Origin of the sequence: Cronobacter sp. HA18003 (genome assembly GCF_011605905.1) — a bacterium.
Classification (GTDB): Bacteria; Pseudomonadota; Gammaproteobacteria; order Enterobacterales; family Enterobacteriaceae; genus Cronobacter; species Cronobacter sakazakii.
Genome location: NZ_JAANQO010000011.1, coordinates 116,748 through 140,768, shown reverse-complemented (window position 1 = coordinate 140,768; position 24,021 = coordinate 116,748). Strand labels below are relative to the sequence as shown.

The 24,021-nt window shown below is 54.8% G+C and carries 17 protein-coding genes and 1 tRNA gene; 12 read left to right on the top strand and 6 right to left on the bottom strand.

What is annotated here, in order from left to right; translation table 11 throughout:
• Positions 1–21 precede the first annotated feature (21 nt).
• The 4 genes from G6041_RS01655 to G6041_RS01640 all read left to right on the top strand — a co-directional run bounded on the left by G6041_RS01655 (position 22) and on the right by G6041_RS01640 (position 3,683).
• A complete protein-coding gene (locus G6041_RS01655) occupies positions 22–249 on the top strand; it encodes a YejL family protein (protein WP_004387431.1) in 228 nt (75 codons plus the stop codon).
• Between the two features lie 19 nt (positions 250–268).
• Entirely contained in the window at positions 269–2,032 is a 1,764-nt protein-coding gene (gene yejM, locus G6041_RS01650) for an LPS biosynthesis-modulating metalloenzyme YejM (protein ID WP_012124247.1), read from the top strand.
• A 74-nt stretch (positions 2,033–2,106) separates the two neighbouring features.
• A tRNA-Pro gene (locus G6041_RS01645) sits at positions 2,107–2,183 on the top strand.
• Positions 2,184–2,795: 612 nt separating this feature from the next.
• The gene (locus G6041_RS01640) at positions 2,796–3,683 is read left to right on the top strand and encodes a LysR family transcriptional regulator (RefSeq protein WP_041460692.1); all 888 of its coding nucleotides are present in this window, start codon (positions 2,796–2,798) and stop codon (positions 3,681–3,683) included.
• Positions 3,684–3,799: 116 nt separating this feature from the next.
• On the opposite strand, the gene G6041_RS01635 is transcribed toward G6041_RS01640, so the two are convergent.
• Positions 3,800–4,150 (bottom strand): hypothetical protein, encoded by a 351-nt coding sequence (locus tag G6041_RS01635; protein WP_227001497.1) that lies wholly within the window; start codon positions 4,148–4,150, stop codon positions 3,800–3,802.
• A 777-nt stretch (positions 4,151–4,927) separates the two neighbouring features.
• On the opposite strand from G6041_RS01635, the gene inv reads away from it, so the two are divergent.
• The 8 genes from inv to G6041_RS01595 all read left to right on the top strand — a co-directional run bounded on the left by inv (position 4,928) and on the right by G6041_RS01595 (position 17,339).
• Positions 4,928–8,011, top strand: coding sequence for an inverse autotransporter invasin Inv (inv, locus tag G6041_RS01630; protein WP_012124192.1), 3,084 nt, complete (start codon positions 4,928–4,930; stop codon positions 8,009–8,011).
• A 378-nt stretch (positions 8,012–8,389) separates the two neighbouring features.
• Positions 8,390–9,409 carry an Ig-like domain-containing protein gene (locus G6041_RS01625; protein WP_012124191.1) on the top strand — a complete coding sequence of 340 codons (1,020 nt, stop codon included), beginning with the start codon at positions 8,390–8,392 and terminating at the stop codon, positions 9,407–9,409.
• 94 nt (positions 9,410–9,503) lie between these two features.
• Positions 9,504–11,600 carry a hypothetical protein gene (locus G6041_RS01620; RefSeq protein ID WP_085406944.1) on the top strand — a complete coding sequence of 699 codons (2,097 nt, stop codon included), beginning with the start codon at positions 9,504–9,506 and terminating at the stop codon, positions 11,598–11,600.
• 20 nt (positions 11,601–11,620) lie between these two features.
• Positions 11,621–13,480, top strand: a complete 1,860-nt coding sequence (locus G6041_RS01615; RefSeq protein ID WP_227003074.1) for an Ig-like domain-containing protein — start codon at positions 11,621–11,623, stop codon at positions 13,478–13,480.
• Positions 13,481–13,615: 135 nt separating this feature from the next.
• Positions 13,616–14,578 carry a fimbrial protein gene (locus G6041_RS01610; RefSeq protein WP_041460433.1) on the top strand — a complete coding sequence of 321 codons (963 nt, stop codon included), beginning with the start codon at positions 13,616–13,618 and terminating at the stop codon, positions 14,576–14,578.
• Positions 14,579–14,591: 13 nt separating this feature from the next.
• Positions 14,592–15,389, top strand: coding sequence for a fimbrial biogenesis chaperone (locus G6041_RS01605; RefSeq protein ID WP_080515370.1), 798 nt, complete (start codon positions 14,592–14,594; stop codon positions 15,387–15,389).
• 138 nt (positions 15,390–15,527) lie between these two features.
• Positions 15,528–15,740: a KTSC domain-containing protein gene (locus G6041_RS01600; protein ID WP_004387484.1), complete on the top strand. Its 213-nt coding sequence runs from the start codon at positions 15,528–15,530 to the stop codon at positions 15,738–15,740.
• A 105-nt stretch (positions 15,741–15,845) separates the two neighbouring features.
• Positions 15,846–17,339, top strand: coding sequence for a SulP family inorganic anion transporter (locus G6041_RS01595; protein WP_012124185.1), 1,494 nt, complete (start codon positions 15,846–15,848; stop codon positions 17,337–17,339).
• 75 nt (positions 17,340–17,414) lie between these two features.
• Here G6041_RS01595 and G6041_RS01590 read toward each other — a convergent pair whose 3' ends face one another.
• The 5 genes from G6041_RS01590 to G6041_RS01570 all read right to left on the bottom strand — a co-directional run bounded on the left by G6041_RS01590 (position 17,415) and on the right by G6041_RS01570 (position 23,188).
• Positions 17,415–19,061 carry a multidrug ABC transporter permease/ATP-binding protein gene (locus tag G6041_RS01590; RefSeq protein WP_012124184.1) on the bottom strand — a complete coding sequence of 549 codons (1,647 nt, stop codon included), beginning with the start codon at positions 19,059–19,061 and terminating at the stop codon, positions 17,415–17,417.
• Positions 19,062–19,139: 78 nt separating this feature from the next.
• A complete protein-coding gene (alkB, locus tag G6041_RS01585; protein ID WP_012124183.1) occupies positions 19,140–19,784 on the bottom strand; it encodes a DNA oxidative demethylase AlkB in 645 nt (214 codons plus the stop codon).
• The gene (gene ada, locus G6041_RS01580; RefSeq protein ID WP_012124182.1) at positions 19,784–20,848 is read right to left on the bottom strand and encodes a bifunctional DNA-binding transcriptional regulator/O6-methylguanine-DNA methyltransferase Ada; all 1,065 of its coding nucleotides are present in this window, start codon (positions 20,846–20,848) and stop codon (positions 19,784–19,786) included. The genes alkB and ada overlap by 1 nt, the downstream gene beginning before the upstream one ends.
• A gap of 72 nt (positions 20,849–20,920) precedes the next feature.
• Positions 20,921–21,952, bottom strand: a complete 1,032-nt coding sequence (gene apbE / locus G6041_RS01575) for an FAD:protein FMN transferase ApbE (protein ID WP_041460432.1) — start codon at positions 21,950–21,952, stop codon at positions 20,921–20,923.
• A gap of 96 nt (positions 21,953–22,048) precedes the next feature.
• On the bottom strand, positions 22,049–23,188 hold the full coding sequence (locus G6041_RS01570) for a porin OmpC (RefSeq protein WP_004387479.1): 1,140 nt from the start codon (positions 23,186–23,188) through the stop codon (positions 22,049–22,051).
• Positions 23,189–24,021 lie beyond the last annotated feature (833 nt).

The window sequence follows — 24,021 nt, the reverse complement described above, 5'->3', positions numbered from 1 at the left end:
TGAACAAACTGATGTTGATTTATGCCACAACTATCCCGCTATAGTGACGAACGCGTTGAAGAATTACTGACTGAACTGGCGAGCGTGCTGTCAAAGCACAAGGCGCCGACCGACCTTTCCCTGATGGTACTTGGGAATATGGTCACCAATGTTATCAATAACAGCGTGGCTCCCGCGCAGCGCAAGACGCTGGCGCGCTCCTTCGCGGAGGCGTTGCAGTCCTCCATTCGCGACGATAACGCGCATTAAGGAAGAACGTTAAAAAGCTATGGTGACTAACCGTCAGCGCTACCGCGAAAAAGTCTCCCAGATGATCAGTTGGGGGCACTGGTTCGCCCTGTTCAATATTCTCTTCTCCATTGTCCTCGGTAGCCGCTATCTGTTTATCGCCGACTGGCCCACGACCCTGACGGGCCGGGTTTACTCCTACGTGAGTCTGGTGGGCCACTTTAGCTTTCTGGTGTTTGCCACGTACCTGCTGATCCTGTTCCCGCTCACGTTTATCGTGATGTCGCAACGGCTGATGCGGTTCCTGTCGGCGATTCTCGCGACCATCGGCATGACGCTGCTGCTGGTCGACAGCGAAGTCTTTACCCGCTTCCACCTGCATATCAATCCGGTGGTCTGGCAGGTGGTGATTAACCCCGATCAAAGCGAAATGGCTCGCGACTGGCAGCTGATGTTTATCGCGGTGCCGGTGATTTTGCTTATCGAGATGCTGTTCGCCACCTGGAGCTGGCAGAAGCTGCGCAGCCTGACGCGCCGCCGCCGGTACGCGCGCCCCGTGGCCGCGCTCTTTTTCGCCTCGTTTGTGACTACGCACGTGATGTATATCTGGGCCGACGCCAATTTCTACCGTCCGGTCACGATGCAGCGCGCAAACCTCCCGCTCTCCTACCCGATGACGGCGCGCCGTTTTCTGGAAAAACATGGCCTGCTGGACGCGCAGGAGTATCAGCGCCGTCTGGTGGAGCAAGGCGATCCGGAGGCGGTGAGCGTGCAATATCCGCTGAGCGATCTGCGTTACAGCGATATGGGTTCCGGCCATAATGTGCTGTTAATTACGGTCGATGGGCTTAACTACTCGCGCTTTGAAAAACAGATGCCGTCGCTGGCGCAGTTCGCGCACGACAACATTAACTTCACCCAGCATTTCAGCTCCGGGAATCTGGCGGACAACGGCATCTTCGGCCTGTTTTACGGCATTTCGCCGGGCTATATGGATGGGGTGCTGGCCGCGCGTATTCCGGCGGCGCTGATCACCGCGCTGAATCAGCAGGGTTATCAGCTCGGCCTGTTCGCGTCAGACGGTTTCAGCAGTTCGCTGTATCGTCAGGCGCTGCTGTCCGACTTCTCGCTCCCTTCGGCGCAGCCGCAGAGTGATGATCAAACCGCCTCGCAGTGGATTAGCTGGCTGAATAAGTACGCCTCGGAAGATAACCGCTGGTTCTCATGGGTCTCCTTCAATGGCACCAACATTGATGAAGACACCCAGCAGGCGGCCTTTACGCGCCGCTACGCCCGCGCGGCGGGGAATGTGGATACGCAGATTGATCGCGTGCTGGCGTCGCTTAAAGCGAGCGGTAAGCTGGACAATACCGTTGTGATTATCACGGCGGGCCGCGGCGTTCCGCTTGGCAAACAGCAGGAGAGCTTCGGCTGGGATCGCTCGCGCATTCAGGTGCCGCTGGTTATCCACTGGCCGGGCACGCCTGCGCAGCGCGTGACGAAACTGACCGATCATCAGGACGTGATGACGACCCTGATGCAGCGTCTGTTGCATGTGCGCACACCGGCTTATGAATATTCGCAGGGCGAAGATCTCTTCTCCCCTGCCCGCCGCAATAACTGGGTGGTGAGCGCGGATAACAATACGCTGGCGGTGACGACGCCGCAGATGACGCTGGTGCTGGACAACAACGGCAACTACCGGATGTATGACCTGCGCGGCGAGCGAATGAAGGACGATAAACCGCAGCTCAGCCTGCTGCTGCAGGTGCTGACGGATGAAAAACGCTTCATTGCTAACTGATTGATTATTTATAAATCACTCGGCCAGGCGCGGCTTGCAATCAGCGTGAAAACGGGTAGTATAAGCCTCCACGTCGGCACGTAGCGCAGCCTGGTAGCGCACTGTCATGGGGTGTCAGGGGTCGGAGGTTCAAATCCTCTCGTGCCGACCAAAATTTAAATGCGCCAGTCCGCAGCAATGTGAGTGGCACATTACCCCGGAAAAGAGCAAGTCGAGAGACTTGCTCTTTTTATATCTGTCGTCTCCTGACCGATGCGTTTATCATTCCCGTTCCTGTAAATACCCCCCTCTCTTTAGGCAAAAAATAACCAGTCGCACACTGACGCATACCTGTGATTTCATGTCTGCTCGCCTGAAACATTACAGTCAGTCAGAAAGAGATGTCCGCGGTTGATTTTACTGCTCTCCTGCTACAGACCGGCTATTATCTGTACCTGCTAATAGCGAATATCAAATAAAAAATTACACGCACAACAACATCATGTTCTGGTATGCCGCCCTAAATTTTGCCTGGTAAAATAATGACGGAATCAGCATGAGCCGCTCATTGCTTATTACCATCCAGAAATGTGCGATTAATGCGCATTCTGTCAGCCATTTTTGAGCCAAGGATAATAGCTAATCGCGTATCTTACCTGTGAGAGACCTGCACAGGAGCACGGACAGACAGCTACTACATATGAGGGATCTGGAAGGTATTATTTTCCCATCAATCATCTTCAAATATGTTGTTGAAGAAGGAAACTTTTGAACGGGGGTAATGATGAACTTGTTAATATCAAAAAAATTAAAATACTTTATTGTTTGTTTTGAAGCGAAATGCATCAACAGTGCGGCAGAGCAACTGTGTGTAACACGCTCACCTCTCGCCCGCGTAATCTACGAAATGGAAGAAAAAATGGGAGGGAAATTATTTATCAGAAAATATAATTACCTTGAACCAACAGAATTAGCGATTACGCTTTATGAGAAAATCAAACCTGTTTACGACCTCCTCTATTCGATAGAAAACGACTTCAGTATCTCAGCCAAATGCTCCCGATTTGAGTTACTTTGCGACATTAGTGTCCCACTGGTCATTTATCAGCATATTTTATCCTGGCAAAAAAAAACGAACCAGCCTGTGTGTTGCAGGCGCGTCTCTGTCTCCTGCGCCGATATCCAGTCTCTTCACACTAACCCCGACGCAGGCATCTTGTCCTTCAGAGAAATAGCTTACACTGATAATCTTATTTTTCATAAAGCCAGTGATGAATCCATTTTCCTTCTTATGCCTGAGACACTTCACGTCACAGCGCTAAAAAACTTTAACAGCATCCGTAATGTAAGCCTGCTTATCAGAAAGGATGTTTTCTCCAATGAGTTAAAAGGAATTATCTCAAATAGCATCAAAAGCTTTATACCGCATGTGGATATCATAGAAACAGACAGAGATACGGCCTCTATTCTCATTTCAGTAAGTTCGGGAGAAGGAATGATGTTATTACCCGAATGTCTCACTTCGTTTTTTTCGCCACCGGGTGTAAAGAAGATAAAAATACCAGACATCAGAATTCAGAGCGGGCTTTATATCAATAAAAAACATAAAAGCACAGCCATTGTTTCTGACATTATGCAAGTATTAGCCGCCATTACAAAACAAGCACAGTAATTCCTTTCTTGCTTATTAAGACCGACATGCCATAAAATCATCTCTGATGTATTGTTGTCAATCATATACATCAGAGATTTTAATACCATGCTTTACAATACAGTCTTTGCGATGTGTTATTTTTTCTTTTCGAGCACTTTATCAATATCAAATCCTGTCCTTTTCTTAATGATATAAACCAGAATACGGTTAATACCCTTTGATCCCACCAGCGCGATGCAGATGGCAATAGTTCGTGAAGATATCCGCATGCCGAAGATGGATGACATGCTAATGATATGCGGCCTGATAAGAGCAAAGAGCAGGATACTGATAATCAGATCGCCTGTTCTTTCACGCAGCCGACCGCCGCCACATAACCATCTGCCCACCTCACCCAGGGTCAATATGATCAAAATTCTGATCATTTCTATCGGGTCGGAAACGAGTGTCATGATTATCTCTCCCAATGCTACCTTACTGCTCATCAATATACTCCTCAGAACATACTCACCACCTCTAACGTGTTATGTGAACCTGTAACGCACTTCATTTATAAAAGCCCCCTCATTCTTCTCAAACCGGTACAGCCCGTTTCCGCGCGCTCATCGTGTAATGAGCGTACGGGCAAAGCCGCCAGACTATTTTTTCTTCCGGTAAATTGTTCGTATACAGATATTTCAGCAATAATCTTTACTCCCGTAAGCCATTCTCAAACAGCGATAAACAAAATTAATCCACGTGTAGCAGAGACCCTATTATTATCTATTTTATATAGCTTTAAACTGGCCTTTTTTTGCAAAAAAGTGAGCATAAAAATACACTTTATATATCACCCTGTTTATTAGCACGCTTAACCCCCCTTATCATCACTGGAATATTCTTATTAATCCTATTATAGTAATTTCCGCTTTCAGACTCGGCGTTAGCCAGTTAATAATGTCAGCGTTAATAACATTTACTTACATGTTCAACAAAAGGTATTGCAAAGGGTCATCATTTTTTATGCTCTCGTTGACTTTTAGCAGGAGAAACCATCGATACATTTAATCCTTATTGAAGGCGCTTTGCTGTAATTATTTAAATTCAGCAACTTACTCTTTTACATACTCATCCTGTTATTCCAGGAGCATTAATGCTGTCTGGTCTGGCATCGATATTTATATGGGAAATTAAGGCATAGGTTAATACTGCATTTTTCAGGATATTAAGATGCATTTGGCATCATTAAGGATACCTGTAGCACGGGTGTTGATTGAGAATTTATGCATGAGCAATCCATAATGGAAAAGAATACGTTAAAAATTAGCCTGTTAAAAAAGATTGTTATCTGGGCGCAAATCCTCCTACAAATAGCGTTCCCTTTATTAGTATTACCCGCGCACGCCTCATCCGGGCCTGGCGCGACTGAAACAGATATGTCTGATGCGTCAACGCTTAGCGCGTCGCTTGCCAGCAGTGCGGCACAAAATGGCGCTGATGCAATGAAAAACACCGCAACACATCTCGCAACAACTCATGCGGCCTCAACGGTTGAAGAATGGTTAAGCCATTTCGGTACTGCGCAGGTCACGCTTGACGTCGATGATAACGGAAACTGGGATAATAGCGCTTTTGATTTCCTGGCTCCGCTCTATGACAATAAGAAATCCGTGCTTTTCACCCAGCTAGGCATTCGCGCACCTGATGGCCGCACGACCGGCAACATTGGCTTAGGGGTACGCACATTCTATGTCCGCGACTGGATGTTCGGCGGTAACGTCTTTTTTGATGATGATTTTACGGGTGAAAATCGCCGGATCGGATTTGGCGCTGAAGCCTGGACAAATTATCTCAAACTTTCCGCCAATACGTATATTGGAACCAGTCAATGGCACAACTCAGGCGATTTTGATAATTACAATGAAAAGCCTGCTGACGGTTATGACGTGCGCGCAGAAGGTTATCTTCCTTCGTTTCCACAGCTAGGCGCGAAATTAATGTACGAACAATATTACGGTGATAACGTGGCGTTGTTCGATAAAGATCATTTGCAGAGTAACCCCTCCGCAGTGACGGTCGGTTTAAATTATACGCCCGTGCCCCTGATTACCGCTGGCATCGATTATAAGCGTGGCCAGGATTCCATGGACGAAATGAAGTTCAGCCTGAACTTTCACTACGCGCTTGATAGCTCATGGCAGTCGCAAATCTCCCCCGAGCAAGTGGCCACACGACGGAGTCTGGCTGGCAGCCGTTACGATCTCGTTGATCGCAACAATGAAATTATCCTGCAATACAAGAAAAAAGCGACGTCAAAAGCGGTGGCGGATATGACGCTTGCAACAATAAAAAATAACAGTCCGGCGGATGGCACCTCTGCCGACACCGTTACGCTTCATGCTGTCACCGCTGATGGCAAGCCTGCCGCCCATGCCGCCATCGTCTGGACGGTGAGTGGCAACGCGGCTCTGAGCAGTACGAACAGCGTGACGGATGCAAATGGCAATACTTCCGTTAACCTGACGAATACGACTGCGGGTCAGGTGATCGTGACCGCCACCTCCGGTTCTGTCGTACGCACGACATCTGCGGCATTCAATCTCTTAGTCGCAAATCTGGATCTCGTCGTCACTAAAGATAACAGTATTGCCGACGGCACCGATCAAAACGCCGCCCAGGTACAGGTGAAAGATGCCAGCGGTAAAGGACTCTCCGGCGTTGCGATATCCTGGAAAGTGGGCAATGGTGCCACAATTGTCAGCAGCGACAAGGCCACGAACAGCAGCGGTGTGGCAACGATTCATCTTTCTTCCACGACCCCGGGCGCTATAAAGCTGAGCGCCAGCGCCGGGAATAAGACGGATTCCGTAAACTCAACCTTCGTGAGCCAGACTGTCGCCGCTGTCGCAGTAACCATGACCACCAACAATTCCCCTGCCGACGGCAGCACAGCCAACGTCGCGCAGGCGCTGGTTACCAGCGCATCCGGCCAGCCGATGCCGGGCGTCAGCGTCACCTGGAACGTGGGAACGGCCACCGCCACCACGCCGCTCAACGTCACCACCAACGCCAGCGGGATCGCCACCGTCAGCCTCACCGACACCACGGCGGAAACCGTCGCGGTCAGCGCCAGTGCGGGCGGTAAATCCGGCAGCGCCTCTGCGGTCTTTACCGCGGTGCCGGTGAATGATGTCGCAGTGACCATGACCACCAACAATTCCCCTGCGGACGGCAACACAGCCAACGTCGCGCAGGCGCTGGTAACCAGCGCATCCGGCCAGCCGATGCCGGGGGTCAGCGTCACCTGGAACGTGGGAACGGCCACCGCCACCACGCCGCTCACCGTCACCACCAACGCCAGCGGGATCGCCACCGTCAGCCTCACCGACGCCACGGCAGAAACGGTCGCGGTCACCGCCAGCGCGGGCGGTAAATCCGGCAGCGCCTCTGCGGTCTTTACCGCGGTGCCGGTGAATGATGTCGCAGTGACCATGACCACCAACAATTCCCCTGCCGACGGCAGCACGGCCAACGTCGCGCAGGCGCTGGTTACCAGCGCATCCGGCCAGCCGATGCCGGGGGTCAGCGTCACCTGGAACGTGGGAACGGCCACCGCCACCACGCCGCTCACCGTCACCACCAACGCCAGCGGGGTTGCCACGGTCAGCCTCACCGACACCACGGCGGAAGCTATCACCGTCAGCGCCACTGCGGGCGGCAAAACCGGCAGCGCGATCGCTGTCTTTAGCGTTGTGCCGGTAAGTAGTGTCGCAGTGACCATGACCACCAACAATTCCCCTGCGGACGGCAGCACAGCCAACGTCGCGCAGGCGCTGGTTACCAGCGCGTCCGGCCAGCCGATGGCGGGCGTCAGCGTCACCTGGAACGTGGGAACGGCTACCGCCACCACACCGCTCACCGTCACCACCGATGCCAGTGGTCTCGCCACCGTCAGCCTCACCGACACCACGGCAGAAACGGTCGCGGTCATCGCCAGCGCGGGCGGTAAATCCGGCAACGCATCCGCAACCTTTACGTCTGTTTCGCTCAAAGCGGTGAGTGTTTCGCTGAGTTCGGTCGGAAGAGGAAATGCGGCAGATCCGGGCATTACGACCGCGCAGGTAAAAGACATTAATGGCAATCCGGTGGCCGGAGCGACCGTCATTTGGTCTACCCCCGCTAACGGCTTTATCCACTGTAATAGCGGTCAATCCGTCACCGATGCGCAGGGACAGGCAACACAAACTTGCTACGCGGTGAGTGGTAACGTGTTTGGTTTCTCTACCACTGTAACGGTCGATCCACAGGATACCGTTGATCCTTCAATCCCAGTAACGGCCACCAATACCAGAGATTATTTGCTTTAATCATGGCATCTTATTAACTCCCCTGATTTCGGCTCCGTATGGAGCCGAAATCCTTTGCATATACGGTGTATCTCCGTTTAACGATGCACACTATTATTTCAAATATTTCCTTAGTTTTTCGCAGCAGTGATTAAACGTGGAGAAAAAACCTAATCAATTGATAATATTTACAATTTTATACCATGCCGTTTTTCCCCGAATGAAGCCCCGAAAGTCCTTGGAAAAAGCACATTTCCTGTCCTGTTTTGATTCAGTATTTTTTTTAGCCGTTCTTTATTCTGACCCGGACGCAGAAAACAACGGACGTCTGTTTCCGTCAGGAAAATAGTCATTCTCTTGTTTCTGTTTTTAATTACTTTGTCTGTTAGGGAATAATACATGGCAACTTATTCTGTATTTACCGTTACCGCCGATAAATCCGCGCTGCCGTCTGACGGCTCGCTTGCCGCCACCATCACAGCGATTATCCATGATGACACCGGCGCGCCAGCGCCTGACGGAACCACGGTAAACTGGACGGTTACGGCGGGCGGTAAACTCTCCGCAGCCACGTCCACCACCGATGCTTCTGGCGCGGCTATCGTTGAAGTTACCGCTATCGCAAGCGGTATTCTGACGGTCACCGCCACCACCGCTGATGATGACACAGGCAAGCAGACCAGCATCTATGCCAGCACCGCACTGCCTGCGCCCACGGTTTCTGGTGCCACTGAGGCTGACCAGTACACCCTGGATTATTATGATCTGCAGCTTGGCGTGCAGATGGTTATCCCGCATTATCCCAACGCGACGGCTGGCGATCGGATCACCTTCTGGTGGGGCGATTACTCTCATTTTACTACGCTAACCGATCCATCGACGCAGTTGCCGATGGTCATTGATATCAGCCTTGAAATTCCCCCGTTCTACCTTGAGGACGGCAATTATCCGGTTTATTACACCGCCGCTGACGCCGCCGGCAACACCAGTTATTCCTCAGCCCTTCCAGTTGTGATTGCCAATGGCGGGCAGACTGCGCCAACGCTGACCAAACCGGTTATTCCGGCAGGAACGGATAGTTACATTAACATCGCCGATGCAGCCAATGGCGTAAGCGTGGAGGTCTCTTATCCGTCCATGGCGGCGGGTGACGTCATTACGTTGTACTGGCCTGCTGTAGATTCCAACAATAACCCGATCATGGGTGCCAGCGGCTCATTCTCTTATACCGTCAGCGCCAGTGATACCTCTTACACCTTTATCGTTTCTTCAGCGCTCTTTTTCCCCAATGCCGGTCAGGGCTATCAGGGATCGGTTGACGCCTACTACACCGTACTGCCTGCGGGTGCCTCCACGGTCGAGCTCTCTTTTGACCAGAGTGTCAACGTGGATACCGTGCCGCCGGGCTTTAACGCGTAGCGGCGCGTCATAAAAGGTTTCATTAACCGTAAGCATGCCCGGCGGTACGCTCTTATGCCACCGGGCCTTTTATCCCCTGACAGGACACCCTGACATGACGATTACTTCAACGCTGCCGCCGCCTGAACTACCACAAATGGTCAATGATGGCTACATCACCGAGACAGAGCTGGAGAGTGATGGCGGTATCGTGGTTAACGTTGCACGTTACACGAACGCGGCGAAAAATGATTACCTTTGTCTCTATTTCGACGGCGAGCTATTTAGCACGCTTTCTCTCCCCGATCCGGATACCTATGCCTGGCCCTGGTCAAGCCTGATCCCGGTATCCGGGACGGCATGGCCTGCGGATGGGCCACATCAGGTCTGGTACGTCGCCACCGATGCCGCGCAAAACACGTCGGCTTCGCCGGTCGCCACCGCCATTGTTGATCGCCAGCACGTCGATGGCCTGCCGCCGCCAGCCTTTCCTGATGCAGATGCGACAAACACCATCACCTATGCATCCGTAATGCAAAATGGCGGCACGCACGTGAAAGTGCCATGGAGCACGGCAGCCTATAACACCGGCGACACGGTCTATGTGTACTGGCGGGCGTTTGATGCGAACGGAAACGCGGTACCTGCAAGTGACAACAGCGTCACGCACACTGTCGCGACGCCGGATGTCGGTAACGGGTTCAGCGTGCTGGTTTCTTCCCCCTTTGTTACGGCGGTCACAACCACCGGCAGCGCGGAAGCCTGGTACACCGTAATACCGTTAACCGGAACGGCGCAGAGTTCACAAGATGCCACCGTGAACCTGGATATGACCGGCAGCGGCATTTATCCGGCTCCGGTTATCCCGGCCGGTAATGATGGCTGGGTGTCCTGTGACGACATTACGACTGACGGGCTGGAGGTGGATATTCCGCCCTGCTCTCAGTTTGTCGTCGGAGGCGGTGTGGTCGTTTACTGGCAAGGCTACAGCACGAGCAGCGTGCCGCTTCCGGCCGCCGCCTGGCAATCCCCGCTTCATATCCTGACGCAGAGCGATATCTCGGCAGGTTTCAGCGTGACAGTGCCTGTCACTTTTATCACGCCCATTGGGGTCGGTTCCGCGCAGGCATGGTACTCCGTAACGGCACCTGCCCTTGCCGGGGTTTCCGATATAACCCGCGTTCAGGTTGACAGCCAGCACTGCCTCTTGCTTCCCGCGCCCGTTTTCCCTGCTGCGGCTGGCGACAATACCATTACCGCCAGCGAAGTCTCGGCTGACAGCGGCACCGATATGGTTATCACATATCCCGGCATGGTCACTGGCGATACGTTGACCGCATTCTGGACGGGTTACCAGACGACGCCGGACGCGCCCGTACCTGGGGCCACCTGGACGCAAACCCGTGTGCTGACAGGCACAGAAGCACAGGCCCGGCAGGCCGTTTTCCATATTCCTGCCGACACGATGACGCCCGTAGGCGAGGGCTACGGAGAAGGGAGATATCAGGTGATGTATCAAAGCGGCGGTATCGCTTCATCAGCGGCAACAGAAGCCAATCTGACGGGCGATAACACATCCAGTTTAATCATGACGTGCGGAACAGGTGCCCCGTTCTTTGATCCAACCGTTCCGGTCAGGCCGCTCAATACCGTCACGCTTTCAGGACCAGCAGGCGCGGGCATACAGCTATCATTATCCAGCAGTTCCAACGCCTGGTTTAACCCGTCGGGAGAACAATTACTGACGCTTACGCTTGATGAAAGCGGCCAGGCAAGCGCGCAGGTATACAGTTTTTCAACCGGCAATGTGCTGGTGAGCGCGACAGGACTCACCAATCCGCAACTCAGTGCTTCAGCCAGCATGGCTTTCAGCGCCTGGACGCCGGGCAACGGCGATTTACTCAGCTACGGTATTTCTACTTTCGCAGCCGCCGATGGCCGCAGCACCTGTGGCGTCTATATGCAAACCACCGAGGCCTCTGGCGCAACTCAGGTCAGGCTGGCGCTCACGTCTCCCACCAGCGCCATCCTTCCGGTATCCGGTTCGACTATCGCTTATGCGAACGTCAGTACCTCCCATGCCGCTGGTTTTGATGTCACGGATATTGTGGCGGAAACGGTGCGTTTTACCTTATCCCTGCCTGACACAGGAACGTATGTCACCGGACAACTGGCGTTTTCGTCCTGGCCTGCGGCGGCCTGCCCGGCCTGAACCTTCACTCTGGAGAAAATATGATGCCAATCAACACTAACGCCGGCAGCAGCCTGATTTTTTATACCGGCAAAAATGAAGCAGGCAATCTGCAAAAAGTCCTGCACGGCGAAGCTGGTGAGCTGGCCGCCAGTTCTGCCAGCTGGACATATCAGTCCGTCGCCATGTCTGCAATGCAGGCCTTTATCAACAGTGCCGTTAATCCCGGTGACGCCTCATACGTTTATCTGGGTCATCGGGAAGATATTATTCCGGTGACACAGAACGATCTGACCCTGCTTTATCCTTCTTCCGATCAATTCCCGCTGAACTATCTGGGGATCGATCCCATGCAGGTCGCCGTGGTCTGGCTGGATGTGGACGCCGCGCAGGCCGCCCCAAACGCCGTCGCCGCCTTCAGCCAGGTAGGGATGAGCACCACGACCATCACCACACTGGCCCTGCCGGGCAACCCAGGCGCGCTCGGGTTTGTGGGTAAAAGCGCCGGCAGCTCTGTCGTGGCGACCTGTCAGTATGGTGAGTACAACCCCAGCAATGGCACGGTCAACTGGACCGGAAGCGGCTCCCTGTTATTGCAGGGAACCGGTGGGGCCGTCACGGTGACAGATCTTGGCGGATTTCCTGACGGCTGGATCTTCAGCGCTCCTCAACTGCAACCAGATGGCAGTTGGGTCGTGACGCTGGAGGGCGGCACACCCGCGTCTGACACTATCAGTAGCGTGACGGCAAACCCAACCAGCATTGTGGACGACGGCGTGAGCAGTTCGACTATCACCGCGACCGTCGTTAACGGTAGCGGTCAACCCATCAGCGGCGTCCCCGTCAACTGGACAACCACGCTGGGCACCCTGAGCGTCCCCTCATCAGTCACTGGCAGCGATGGCACTGCGAGTACCCAACTGACCGACAACGGCGCGCCTGGCACCGCGACCGTCACCGCCACCATCACCGGTGACAGTAAATTTGCAGATGTGATCGTTAGCGAAAGCACGGCGGGGTATGTGATCTCCAGTCTGACCAGCGACAAAGACAGTATCGCCAGTGACGGGGTGGACGCCGCCAGGCTAACCGCTACGGTGAAAGATCAATCCGGAAACGTGGCCACGGGTGTGGCGGTATACTGGGCGACTTCGCTGGGTAATCTGAACCATCCCGAACAGGATACCGACAGCGCCGGGCAATCAAATGCCAAACTGACCGACAGTGGAGATACAGGGAAAGCCGTAGTCACGGCTTCGCTGGATAACGGCAATCAGTTTGCCTATACCATCGCCCTGACGGAAGCCGTGCCGCTCAATCTTTATTGCTCCACCGGCGCGCCGTTAAATACCGGTATGCTCGCTGCGGTACAGCCGACCAATAAAATCGCCCTCTATGGCACGCCCGGCAAAGCGGTACAGCTTAACGTTACCGGAAGTGCAAGGTTCATATCGGGTAATGCGCAATCGCTGAGCGTCACGCTCGATGCCTCAGGCTACGCCCTGGCTGACGTCGTTGACACGCAGGCGGAAAGCGTGACCGTAAGCGCGACCACCTCTGGCGAAACGCTCACTGGCACCATGGCCTTTATGGCGGCCTCCGATAAAGGCGCTATTTATGTCAACAGCCAGACGCCTGCGGATAATAAAACACCGAATACGCTCTACTGGTGGGATTACCAGGGTGCTGGCGTCAGCAGAGTACAGGTATCGTTAAGCGGAAATATGCATTTTTCAGACAATACGCAGGAGGGATTATTTCCGCTTAATGCCCCTGGCGGCGCGGTAGCAATCGATATTTTTGATGCGACGGCTGAAATCGCAGCCGCCACGCTGGCGCCAGATAGCCCTTATTATGTGCCATCAGCGGAGAATATTTCTTTTCTGGCTTATCAGCCCTGAAAACCGCGGCAACCCTCTTTTTATCTGCACCCCTGAACAAGAGCCAGGAAATAAACAGTATAAAAATAGGCGATGACATCTGGCGTTATTACGTCCGGATGAATGCAAGTCAGCCATTTATTTAAGGTAGAAAACATGAAAAACCAGAAAATATTATATCACACTTTATGTGTGGTAGTTTTGCTCATTGCGGGTATAACACAAGCATTAGCGAATTGTGTTGTCTATCCGCAACCTGATGCGACTGTGAATTTCGGAACAGTGACGGTGACATCAGATATTCCCGTCGGCGGGGTTATCGCTTCGCAATCAATACCCGCCACAAATAATAAAGAAATGGAGTGTGACGCTGGATCTTACGGTTATTTTCATTTTCACTTATCTTATTCTGCGAATGAAACCTCCATCAGCCATGTCTATGAAACAAACCTTCAGGGCATTGGGGTTCGCGTTTTGCAAAATGGGTTTTATTTTACGTCCCCCTATACTTCAAGCCCTGTCTGGACAGGCCCGACTGCAGCTTATGATGCGAATCCGACCATTGTCGATCTCATAAAAACATCTGATACGCCAGAAGCCGGGGTTTTAGATATAAAGCAATTGGCCGTCAAAAATTTCTATTATTCCTCAGCGGAACATCAGGACAGAGCGTACAACATGGGAAATACAACAATTGTCGTTCCTTCCCTGTCATGTACCGTTCTGACGCCTACGGTTGCGGCAAATTTAAACAATCATCTCACCACAGAGTTTACCGGTATCAACAGCACCACAGCCAGTGTGGAGCTTCCGATTAAACTCAGCTGCCCTGCCGGAATTATGGTGTATGCAAAACTGGATGCCACGGCAGACACGGCCACCCCTCAACCGGGCGCCATTAAATTAACGCCCAGCAGCGTACTGACCGCCAGCGGCGTGGCCATTCAAATTGTGGACGCCAATAATAATGGCGTTCCGATCGGCAGCATTAGCCAATTTAAACCACTTACTCCAACCATACTCAATTTTGGCTGGAAGGCCCGTTATTTACAAACGGCAGAGATAGTCGCCGCCGGTGATGCGAATGCTTCGGCCACCGTGACTATCAATTACCAATAACAGGAGAAATATTATGTCTGCCAGTAAATTATTTTCAAAAACTACGTTGATGACGTTGCTCATTTCAGGTGGAATTAGCTGGGCGCAGGGCGCACAGGCCGCAGATACTGTCCAGATGACCATGACGGGAATTATCCAGGCGCCTGCAGCGACGGCATCCGGAGCGCAAACCGGCGTCGTGATTGAAGGAACGCGGGTTATTTATCAGCCAGGACAAAAACAACATTCTTTGACCGTACGAAACCAGAGCAAAGAACGCTGGCTGATTGAATCATGGGTGGATAGCGATGCAGTCACGGGCACAACAGACAGTGCGTCAACACCACCATTTGAAGTATCCCCAGCGTTATTCCGACTCGACCCGAATAACGTCAGAAAACTTCATATTATTCACAAAAATGCACCTCTTCCCACTGACCGGGAATCGGTTTACTGGATCACGATTAAAGCCAGCCCGCAAGGGCTGGAACAAAAAAGACATGCGCTGGCTGTGGCCATGAATCAGCGGATGAAATTATTTTACCGTCCTGCCGGTTTAAAAGCACCGACCCGCAGCGATTATCAAAAAGTGATATTTAGCCGGGCGGGAAATACCCTGCATGCGGAGAATCCGACACCTTACTGGATTACCTTTTATTCCCTGATGGTGGGCGAAAAAACAATTGATACGCAAGGAAGAATGTTGCCACCAAAAGGATCAGCAACCTATTCTCTGCCGCCAGAGCCTGGCGGGGATAATATCGTCTGGCAGGTGACTGACGATCGCGGCGGAAACAGTCCCAGGCTGGGATCACGCCTCGTATCTCAATAGCTGTGCTCTGGTTCTGGCGTTAAAATATCCATCAAAACCAGCCGTTAAGGCTGGTTTTTTTATCTGCGATGTCCTCGGCCGCTCTCACAGGTTTCAGCGCTATACTTCATACCATTGTCTCATCCGCCGCGAGGACGTATGCAACGAGAAGATGTCGTCTCCAGAAGCCTGGCGTCGGTCGGCTATGACCAGGACCGCCGGGTGCTGGAAATCGCCTTTCACAGCGGCGCGGTCTATCACTACCAGAACGTGCCGGAGCAGGTGTGGCTCGCGCTGGCGCGCGCCCCATCAAAGGGCCGCTACTTCCGTAAAGCCATTCAGGATCGCTTTCCTTACCAGCGCGTTGAGTAATCGGCGCGGTCGCAAGACTGGCGTTTTGTCGCCTTGCTCTGTACCATCGCCCGTCCCTGCTGCCCGCAAAGGGCGGCGCTCATTATAAAACACCTGCAAATACTCATGTCTGATACTCAAACTGCGGCTCGGGCGGTGCCTGAGCTTTCTGTCGCGCATGTGCTGCGCACACCGCGCCTGCTGATGCGCGAAACGCTGGCGGGCATTCTGACTGCGCTGGCGCTGATCCCGGAAGTGATTTCGTTCTCGGTCATTGCGGGCGTCGACCCGAAAGTGAGCCTGGTGGCGTCCATTGTGCTGTGCTTCAGTATGTCTCTGCTCGGCGGACGCCCGGCGATGGTGACCGCGGCGGCAGGCTCGGTGGCGCTGGTCATCGGCCCGATGGTGCATCAGCACGGCGTCGGCTACATTCTTCCCGCGCTGGTGCTGGGCGGCATCATCCAGATCCTCTTCGGGCTGCTGGGGCTGGCGCGCATGATGCGCTACATCCCGCGCTCGGTGATGACCGGCTTTGTGAACGCGCTCGGCATCCTGATTTTTATGGCGCAGGTGCCGCACGTCTGGGGGCAGAGCCAGATGGTCTGGCTGCTGTTTGCCGCCACACTCGCCATCGTGCTTCTCCTGCCGCGCATGACCAAAAGCGTGCCGTCGCCGCTGGTGGCGATTGTCGCGGTAACGGTCATCGCCTGGGCGTGCGGGCTGACGCCGCCGACGGTCGGCGACGAAGGCCCGATGACGCCGGGCCTGCCGGGCTTCACGCAATTGCTGGTGCCGCTTAACCTGGACACCCTGCGTATCGTCTGGCCCTGCGCGCTGAGCATCGCGTTTGTCGGGCTGATGGAATCGCTCTTAACGGCGCGTCTGGTGGATGACATCACCGACACGCCGTCCAGCAAGCGCCGCGAATGCTGGGGGCTGGGTGTTGCCAATATCCTGAGCGGGTTTTATGGCGGCATCGGCGGCTGCGCGATGATCGGTCAGACGGTGGTGAACGTAGAGCTGGGCCGCGCCCGCTCGCGCTTTTCCACTATCGCCGCGGCGCTGGTGCTATTGCTAATGGTGACCGGGCTGAGCGCCGTGATGGCGCAGATCCCGATGGTCGTGCTGGCGGGCATTATGATGGTGGTGGCGGCGAAAACGCTGAACTGGCACAGCATCGCGCCTGCCACGCTCAAACGCATGCCGGTCTCTGAAACGCTGGTGATGGTCGTTACCGTTATCGCCACCGTCTGGACCGGCAACCTCGCTATTGGCGTCGCGGGCGGCGTACTGTTTGCGATGATGCTCTTCGCGCGTCGCGTTGCCCACGTGGTGCGCGCTGAGCGCGAGGTTATTGATAACGGCAATGCGGTGCGCTACCGGGTGCGCGGCCCGCTCTTTTTCGCAAGCAGCAACGATCTCTACGAGCATTTCCGCTACGCCGACGATCCGGCGCGGGTGATCATCGATTTAACCCACGCGCAGATCTGGGATGCCTCCACCGTCGCGGCGCTGGACGCCATCGAAACGCACTATCAACGCTATAACGCGACGGTGGAAATTGAAGGGCTGGATATGCGCAGCCACGAATTCCACCAGCGGCTAAGCGGTAAACTCTGAAAAAACCACCGCCAGCGCGGTGATTTCAGACCCTGCAAGGCGGAAGACCGTTTCCGCCTTTTTGATGCGCGCGGCTTAACTGCCGGTACGCGCCAGCACGTCGCGGCTCGCGAGCTGGCGCTCGTCGCCGGTCAGTTCGGACAGCACGCCCTGACGCATCTCCAGCAACCGGTCAGCATGAATGAAATAGTGATCGTCATGGCTGATGGCGAACACGGTTTTACCCATCTCTTTCATCAGCGGCAGCAGCACCTGATAAAACTCGCGGCGGAAATGCGGGTCCTGATCGGCGGCCCATTCATCAAGCAGGATGATATCGCGCCCTTCCGCCAGCGCCAGCAGCAGCGCCACGCGCTTTTTCTGCCCTTTCGAAAGTTTCAGGTTGAGGATTTTGCCGTTCTCAAGCGTCAGCTTATTGACCATTTTCAGGCGATGAAGCCAGGTTTCCACCAGCGCCGGGTCCGCCTCTTTGCCGCCAGGGCCGAGCAGTTTGTCAAACAGCCAGACATCGGTGAATACCGCCGAAAAATGCTGGCGGTACGCGGCCATGTCACCTGCGGAAAGCGGTTTACCGTCTATCAGGATTTCGCCGGATGCGGGTTCATACAGGCCGGTTAAGAGCATTGCGAGCGTCGATTTGCCGCTGCCGTTGCCGCCAATCAGGAACAGCAACTCGCCGCGATGGATAGTGAGATTAATCGGCCCCACGCTGAAACTGCCGTCGTGATAGGTAAACGTGACGTCACGTAATTCCAGCTGCTGCCAGTGGTCATTGCGCGCCGGGCGTTCAAAGGCCGGCTCATAAGGCACGAGCTGAAACTGTTTGAGTTTGTTAAACGCCACCTGGGCGGAGAGCAGCGGCGGCAGCGCGCCCATCGCCGCGAGCAGCGGCGTGCGCAAAAAGAGCAGCGCCAGCGAATAGGTAGCCGCGACGGTGGTATCGGCCCAGCCAAGCCCGTTCGCCATCCAGAACACCAGGCCAATCACGCCGAGCATCATAATATTCGACCAGTTAACGGCGCTCAGATGGAAAGTATCGGCGCGGATAATCTGTTCGCGGTAACGCTGCGCGTTCGGCGTGTAGATCTTATCGAAGATGTACTCTGCGCGCTCGCGGTTAAGCGCCAGTTCTTTGCGCCCTTCCAGCACTATCTGGAAATCTTCATACAGGCTGTCCTCCACCTCACGAAGCGTGGAGAGGTGTTTATAGACCCGCTGCACCAGCAGATAACCTGTCCACATTGTCACCGCGATCCACAGCGCGGTTACCACAAGCATTTTGCCGGACAGCCAGCCGAGGTAGGCGGCGCTGCCGAGCGTCAGAATAACGCCCTGCACCAGCTCCGGCAGGCGCACAAACGCGACGGTGATATTGCGCACATCGCTCGCCAGCCCCGCCAGCAGCGTGGCGCTACCGAGCTTTTCTATCTGCCCGACCGGCGTATCCATAATGCGTTTGATAAACTCACCGCGCAGCCGGTAAACAAAGTGGTGACCGAGCATGGTCAGCGCCAGCTGGGAGCCGAGCGTCACCGCCATCAAAAGCACCAGCAGGCCGAGAAACTCCGGCAGCACCGAGGCGCTAAGCTCGACGGTGGCAATCAGGCGCTGATTGATAAAGGCGATAAGCCCGATGCCGAGCGCCGCGCTGGCGAGGCTCAGCGCAAGCACCAGGGAAAACGGCCAGCGATACTGGCGCCAGACGAGACGCAGAAGTTCCATAAATAAACATGACTCAGGCTGTGAAAACAGCGAGCAGTTTAAACGGCTCTGCGGTCACATCAAGAATAATTCTTATTTTTATCCGCGCGCCTGGCGGAAGGTAAGATTGTAGCGATATTCACCGGTCGCCGGGTGCTGGCCGGGCTTGAGCGGCTGTATACCGTGATAAAACAGCCGCGACGGCCCGCCCCACACCACCACATCGCCATGCTCAAGCAACAGACGCTTCAGCGGATCGTTACGTTTCAGGCCGCCGAACTGAAACACGGCGGGCAGCCCAAGCGAAACGGACACAATCGGCGCGCGCAGATCCGGCTCGTCTTTATCCTGATGCAGCGACAGCTTCGCGCCCGGCGCGTAGCGGTTGATAAGACAGGCGTCCGGTGTGAAATCGAGATAGCCCGCCGCGCTCGCGGCTGCGTCGCACAGCGTGCGAAAGGCATCCGGCATCGCGGGCCACGGCGCGCCGGTTTGCGGGTCGACCTGGGCATAAAGATAGCCCTTCTGGTTGGTGCTCCAGCCCACCTCGCCGCAATTGGTCATCGCGACCGACATGGTATAACCGCCGGGCGTCACCATATGGCGAAACGGCGAACGGGCCGCGACGGCCTCAATGCTCGCCATCAGCGCGGGCGCAGAGGCGAGCGCGAAACGGCGCAGCACCACGGCGCCGTCGGCAAGCGGCTCCTGCCAGGGGTCGGCATCGGCAAAAAGATCGAGCATTATTTCTCCTGTTCACGTTCGCGAGCGAGCAGCCGCGCCTTACGGTCAGCGCCCCAGCGGTAGCCGGAGAGCGCCCCGTCGCGGCGCACCACCCGGTGACACGGCACCACGATAGCGAGCTTGTTGGCCGCGCAGGCGCTGGCGACAGCGCGCACCGCCTGCGGATTGCCGGTACGCTCCGCGAGCGCCTGATAGCTTATCGTGCTGCCGGGCGGCACCGACTGTAGCGCCTGCCAGACGCGTAGCTGAAACGCGGTGCCGCGTAAATCGAGCGGCAGCGCCAGTTCGCCCTGTGGCGCATCGAGCCACGCAATAACCTGCGCCACCTGCGCACGGAAAGTGTTATCCGGCGCGAGACGCTCTGCATGCGGGAAAATGGTCGCGAGTTCTGCTTCAAGCGCCGCGGCGTCATCCGCCAGCAGCACGGCGCACAGACCGCGATCGCTGGTCGCCACCAGACACAGCCCCGCCTCGCAGGGCGCGATGGCGTAGCGAATTGCAGTCTGTTCGCCGCCGCGCCGGTACTGGCGCGGTCGCATGCCAAGTGCGCGGTTGGCGTCGCGGTAGAGCGCGCTGCCAGAGGAAAACCCGGCCTCCCAGAGCGAATCCGTAACGCTCATGCCGCCACGCAGCGCCGCCTGGAGTTTTTGCGCGCGCAGCGCATTTTGCCAGGCTTTGGGCGTCATGCCGGTAATCGCTTTGAATTCACGATGAAAATGATACGGGCTCATAGCGGCGCTTTCGGCAAGTGCAGCCAGCGTCAGCGGCGTGTCGCTCTGTTCCATCAGCCGACAGGCCGCCGCGATACGCTGCGCTTTTTGCGCCTGCGGCGTGAGCCCTGCCGGCTGGCAGCGTTTGCAGGGGCGAAAACCTGCCGCGCTGGCGGCGTTGGCATCTTCGTAAAAACGCACGTTTTCGCGAAGCGGCCTGCGCGCCCGGCACGACGGGCGGCAAAAAATCCCGGTGGTCACCACCGCAAAGACAAAAGCGTTATCGGCACGCGCGTCGCGGCTTTCCACCGCCTGCCAGCGGGCGTGCTCGCTGGTAAAATCTGCTACGTTCATGGCGCTCTCCTTCTTACAGGTTAGCGTGAGTTTGCCCGACCAGCCGCCTGTGAAAACGCATCTTCTTGCTTTTTAATTTTCGGTTTTATCAATGAAGCCTGCGAACTGCGGCGACATCCAGGTCGCGAAGCTGTCGCCCTCGCGGGTGATCAAATAGACCGCGAGCTTCTCACGCAGCGCCACCGCTTTCGCTTTTTCCGGGCCGAGCACCATCAGCCCGGTGTCCCAGGCGTCTGCTTCCAGCGCCGTCGGCGATATCACCGTTACCGAGACCAGCTTATGCGTGATGGGCCGCCCGGTCGCGGGGTCAATCACGTGCGACAGGCGTTTACCGTCAAGCTCATAATAGTTGCGGTAGCTGCCGGAGGTACTGATGCCGTGGCCGTTAATATCCACCACCGCCTGGACGGCGTTTTCCTGGTCGGTTGGCTTCTGGATAGCCACGCGCCACGGATGCCCGCCGGGGTTCATGCCGCGGCTTGCGAGCGCGCCGCCCACCGACACCAGATAGCGGCTGATGCCCTCTTCTTCCATCAGGCGCGCCAGATGATCAGCGGCGTAACCTTCGCCGACGGTGGAAAGGTCGACATACAGGTCGGGCAGATCTTTTTGCAGCCACTGCTGCCCGGCACCGTTGATAACTTTCAGGTGCGACAGGCCGGTGCGCGCGCGGGCCGCGTCGATCTGCGCCTGATCCGGCGTTTTCACCGGCTGTTTATCCGGGCCGAAGCCCCAGAGATTAACGAGCGGCCCGACGGTAATATCCATCGCGTTGTCGGTTTTTGCGCCAACGCGCAGCGATTCGGTAACGATATCGGCCATCGCCTCATCGACCGGCCAGGGCGCCGTGGTGCGGGCATGATTAAAACGCATCAGCGCGGAGTCATCCTTCCAGGTGGAGAGGAGCCGGTCGTCGGCGTCGAGGCGCGCCTGGATTTTCTCACGCAGTTCGCTTGCGCGCGCTGTATCAACGTCCGCCAGGCTGACGCGCCACGACGTCCCCATCGTTTTGCCTTCCAGCACCAGCGCCTGCGGGGCGTTGTCACAACCGGCAACCATCAAGGCAGCAGTCAGCAGCAGGGTTCGTAAAGCCAATAATTTCACACGTTTCTCCTCTGTAACGGCGGCGACAGGTTACCCTATTTTCTTCAGACATAAAAAAAGGAGCCCGCAGGCTCCTTTTGCACATCAGGTCGGGGATTAGAACTGGTAAACCAGGCCTACCGCTACGACGTCATCGGTGCCGATACCAGCCTGACGGGTGAATTTGTTGTCATCCAGCAGGTTGATTTTGTAATCCACGAAGGTGGACATGTTTTTGTTGAAGTAGTAGGTCGCGCCAACATCAACGTATTTCAGCAGATCCTGGTCGCCGAAAGATTCGCCGGTGGTTTTGTTGGCGATGTCTTTACCGCGGGACTGCAGGTAAGCCACGGACGGACGCAGGCCGAAGTCGAACTGGTACTGTGCTACCACTTCGAAGTTCTGCGCTTTGTCAGCAAAACCGTAGATGTCGCTGCGGTCGCCGTTAGAGGTACCGAAACGGGTTGCGTTGTAGGTCTGGGAGTACTGCGCTGCCAGGTAAATGTTGTTCGCGTCGTATTTCAGGCCGCCGGAGTAAACTTCAGCGTGGTCGCCTTCACCGAACAGGGCAGCATTGCTGGCGTTCTGGTCAGCAGTACGTTTGGAAGTGGCCATCGCGCCGCCTACGCTGAAGCCTTCGCCCAGATCGTAGGTCAGAGACATGCCGTAGCCGTCGCCGTTCTGTTTCAGCAGGCTGCGACCGCCAGTGGCGTCGTTTTCACCGGAAACGCTGCCGTTTTTACCCTGGTACTGCAGGGCGAAGTTCAGGCCGTCAACCAGACCGAAGAAGTCGGTGTTACGGTAGGTCGCGATGCCGTTGCCGCGAGACTGCAGGAAGTTGTCCGCACCGTAAGTGTCGCCGCCGAATTCCGGCAGAACGTCGGTCCAGGAGGTCACGTCATAGATAACGCCGTAGTTACGACCGTAATCGAAAGAACCTGCGTCACCGAATTTCAGGCCTGCGAACGCCACACGGGTCCAGGACTGGTTGTCGTTTTCAGCGGTGTTGCCCTGAATCTGATATTCCCACTGGCCGTAACCGGTGATCTGATCGTTAACCTGGGTTTCGCCTTTGAAGCCGATACGCATGTAGGTCTGGTCGCCGTCAGCGCCTTTGTCGTCAGAGAAGTAATGCTCAGCGTCAACTTTACCGAACAGATCTAATTTGTTGCCGTCTTTATTATAGATTTCTGCCGCATTTACGCTGCCTGCAACCAGCAGAGCCGGGACCAGCAGGGAGAGAACTTTAACTTTCATTATATTAACCCTCTGTTATATGCCTTTATATTATTATTGCCACTGCTCACTAATTCAGGGAACTAGCGGGCAAATCCATTGTCCGAAACCGGAGCCGAATAATCCAACAGGAATATGATACGAAAACTTTTTAGGTGTTTCATAATGCCTACAAAATGTAAAAAAGTATTAACGAAAGGGAACTTTTTTCCGCACTAATCGCTAAATAAATTCGCACTAATTATCAAGAAAACACAATTAATGCAGTAAAATCAATGACATTATCATTCAGATTATTTACCGCACTGAATGCCAAAACCAAATAAGAAGAGTCCACTAAAATAACTCTCGCTATCATCATTAACTTTATTTATTACCGTCATTCAGATCTGAATGTTCGTTTTACCCCTATTACCGCCGGATGCTCGCATCCGGCATTTTTTTGCCTGAAATTTCAGTTTCAACTATTTCAGGGTAAATTAGCGTAAAGTTAACGACTATTAATTAATCATATTGCCGTTATTTTGTTCGCCAGCAAATTATCCTCCCCGTTATCTTCACTCAATAGGGCACCGTCCTGACGCGGTCGAAAGCCACGTATGCCGCAGTTTCAGACCGTTCTCACCATCTGGTAAATCATACGTTTCGCTTTATACTTCATTGTTTGCGATACTGTTAAAGAAGACGGTTATCGCCCCGATAAGCCCTGTGCTACGGGCGTCGCGCGCTGGTTTCACCGCGACGTTGCAGGACAAAAGGCAAAAAAATGGATAGCTGCCGCCGGCGCAGCACGGTTCTCTTTTCTTTACACGGCGCAGGCCGGTGGATTACGCACAATAATGAGTCAGCCAGAC

Coding starts and splice junctions, on each gene's coding strand:
- G6041_RS01655 (WP_004387431.1), top strand. CDS start 22: ATGCCACAACTATCCCGCTATAGTGACGAACGCGTTGAAGAATTACTG.
- yejM (WP_012124247.1), top strand. CDS start 269: ATGGTGACTAACCGTCAGCGCTACCGCGAAAAAGTCTCCCAGATGATC.
- G6041_RS01640 (WP_041460692.1), top strand. CDS start 2,796: ATGAACTTGTTAATATCAAAAAAATTAAAATACTTTATTGTTTGTTTT.
- G6041_RS01635 (WP_227001497.1), bottom strand. CDS start 4,150: ATGAGCAGTAAGGTAGCATTGGGAGAGATAATCATGACACTCGTTTCC.
- inv (WP_012124192.1), top strand. CDS start 4,928: ATGCATGAGCAATCCATAATGGAAAAGAATACGTTAAAAATTAGCCTG.
- G6041_RS01625 (WP_012124191.1), top strand. CDS start 8,390: ATGGCAACTTATTCTGTATTTACCGTTACCGCCGATAAATCCGCGCTG.
- G6041_RS01620 (WP_085406944.1), top strand. CDS start 9,504: ATGACGATTACTTCAACGCTGCCGCCGCCTGAACTACCACAAATGGTC.
- G6041_RS01615 (WP_227003074.1), top strand. CDS start 11,621: ATGATGCCAATCAACACTAACGCCGGCAGCAGCCTGATTTTTTATACC.
- G6041_RS01610 (WP_041460433.1), top strand. CDS start 13,616: ATGAAAAACCAGAAAATATTATATCACACTTTATGTGTGGTAGTTTTG.
- G6041_RS01605 (WP_080515370.1), top strand. CDS start 14,592: ATGTCTGCCAGTAAATTATTTTCAAAAACTACGTTGATGACGTTGCTC.
- G6041_RS01600 (WP_004387484.1), top strand. CDS start 15,528: ATGCAACGAGAAGATGTCGTCTCCAGAAGCCTGGCGTCGGTCGGCTAT.
- G6041_RS01595 (WP_012124185.1), top strand. CDS start 15,846: ATGTCTGATACTCAAACTGCGGCTCGGGCGGTGCCTGAGCTTTCTGTC.
- G6041_RS01590 (WP_012124184.1), bottom strand. CDS start 19,061: ATGGAACTTCTGCGTCTCGTCTGGCGCCAGTATCGCTGGCCGTTTTCC.
- alkB (WP_012124183.1), bottom strand. CDS start 19,784: ATGCTCGATCTTTTTGCCGATGCCGACCCCTGGCAGGAGCCGCTTGCC.
- ada (WP_012124182.1), bottom strand. CDS start 20,848: ATGAACGTAGCAGATTTTACCAGCGAGCACGCCCGCTGGCAGGCGGTG.
- G6041_RS01570 (WP_004387479.1), bottom strand. CDS start 23,188: ATGAAAGTTAAAGTTCTCTCCCTGCTGGTCCCGGCTCTGCTGGTTGCA.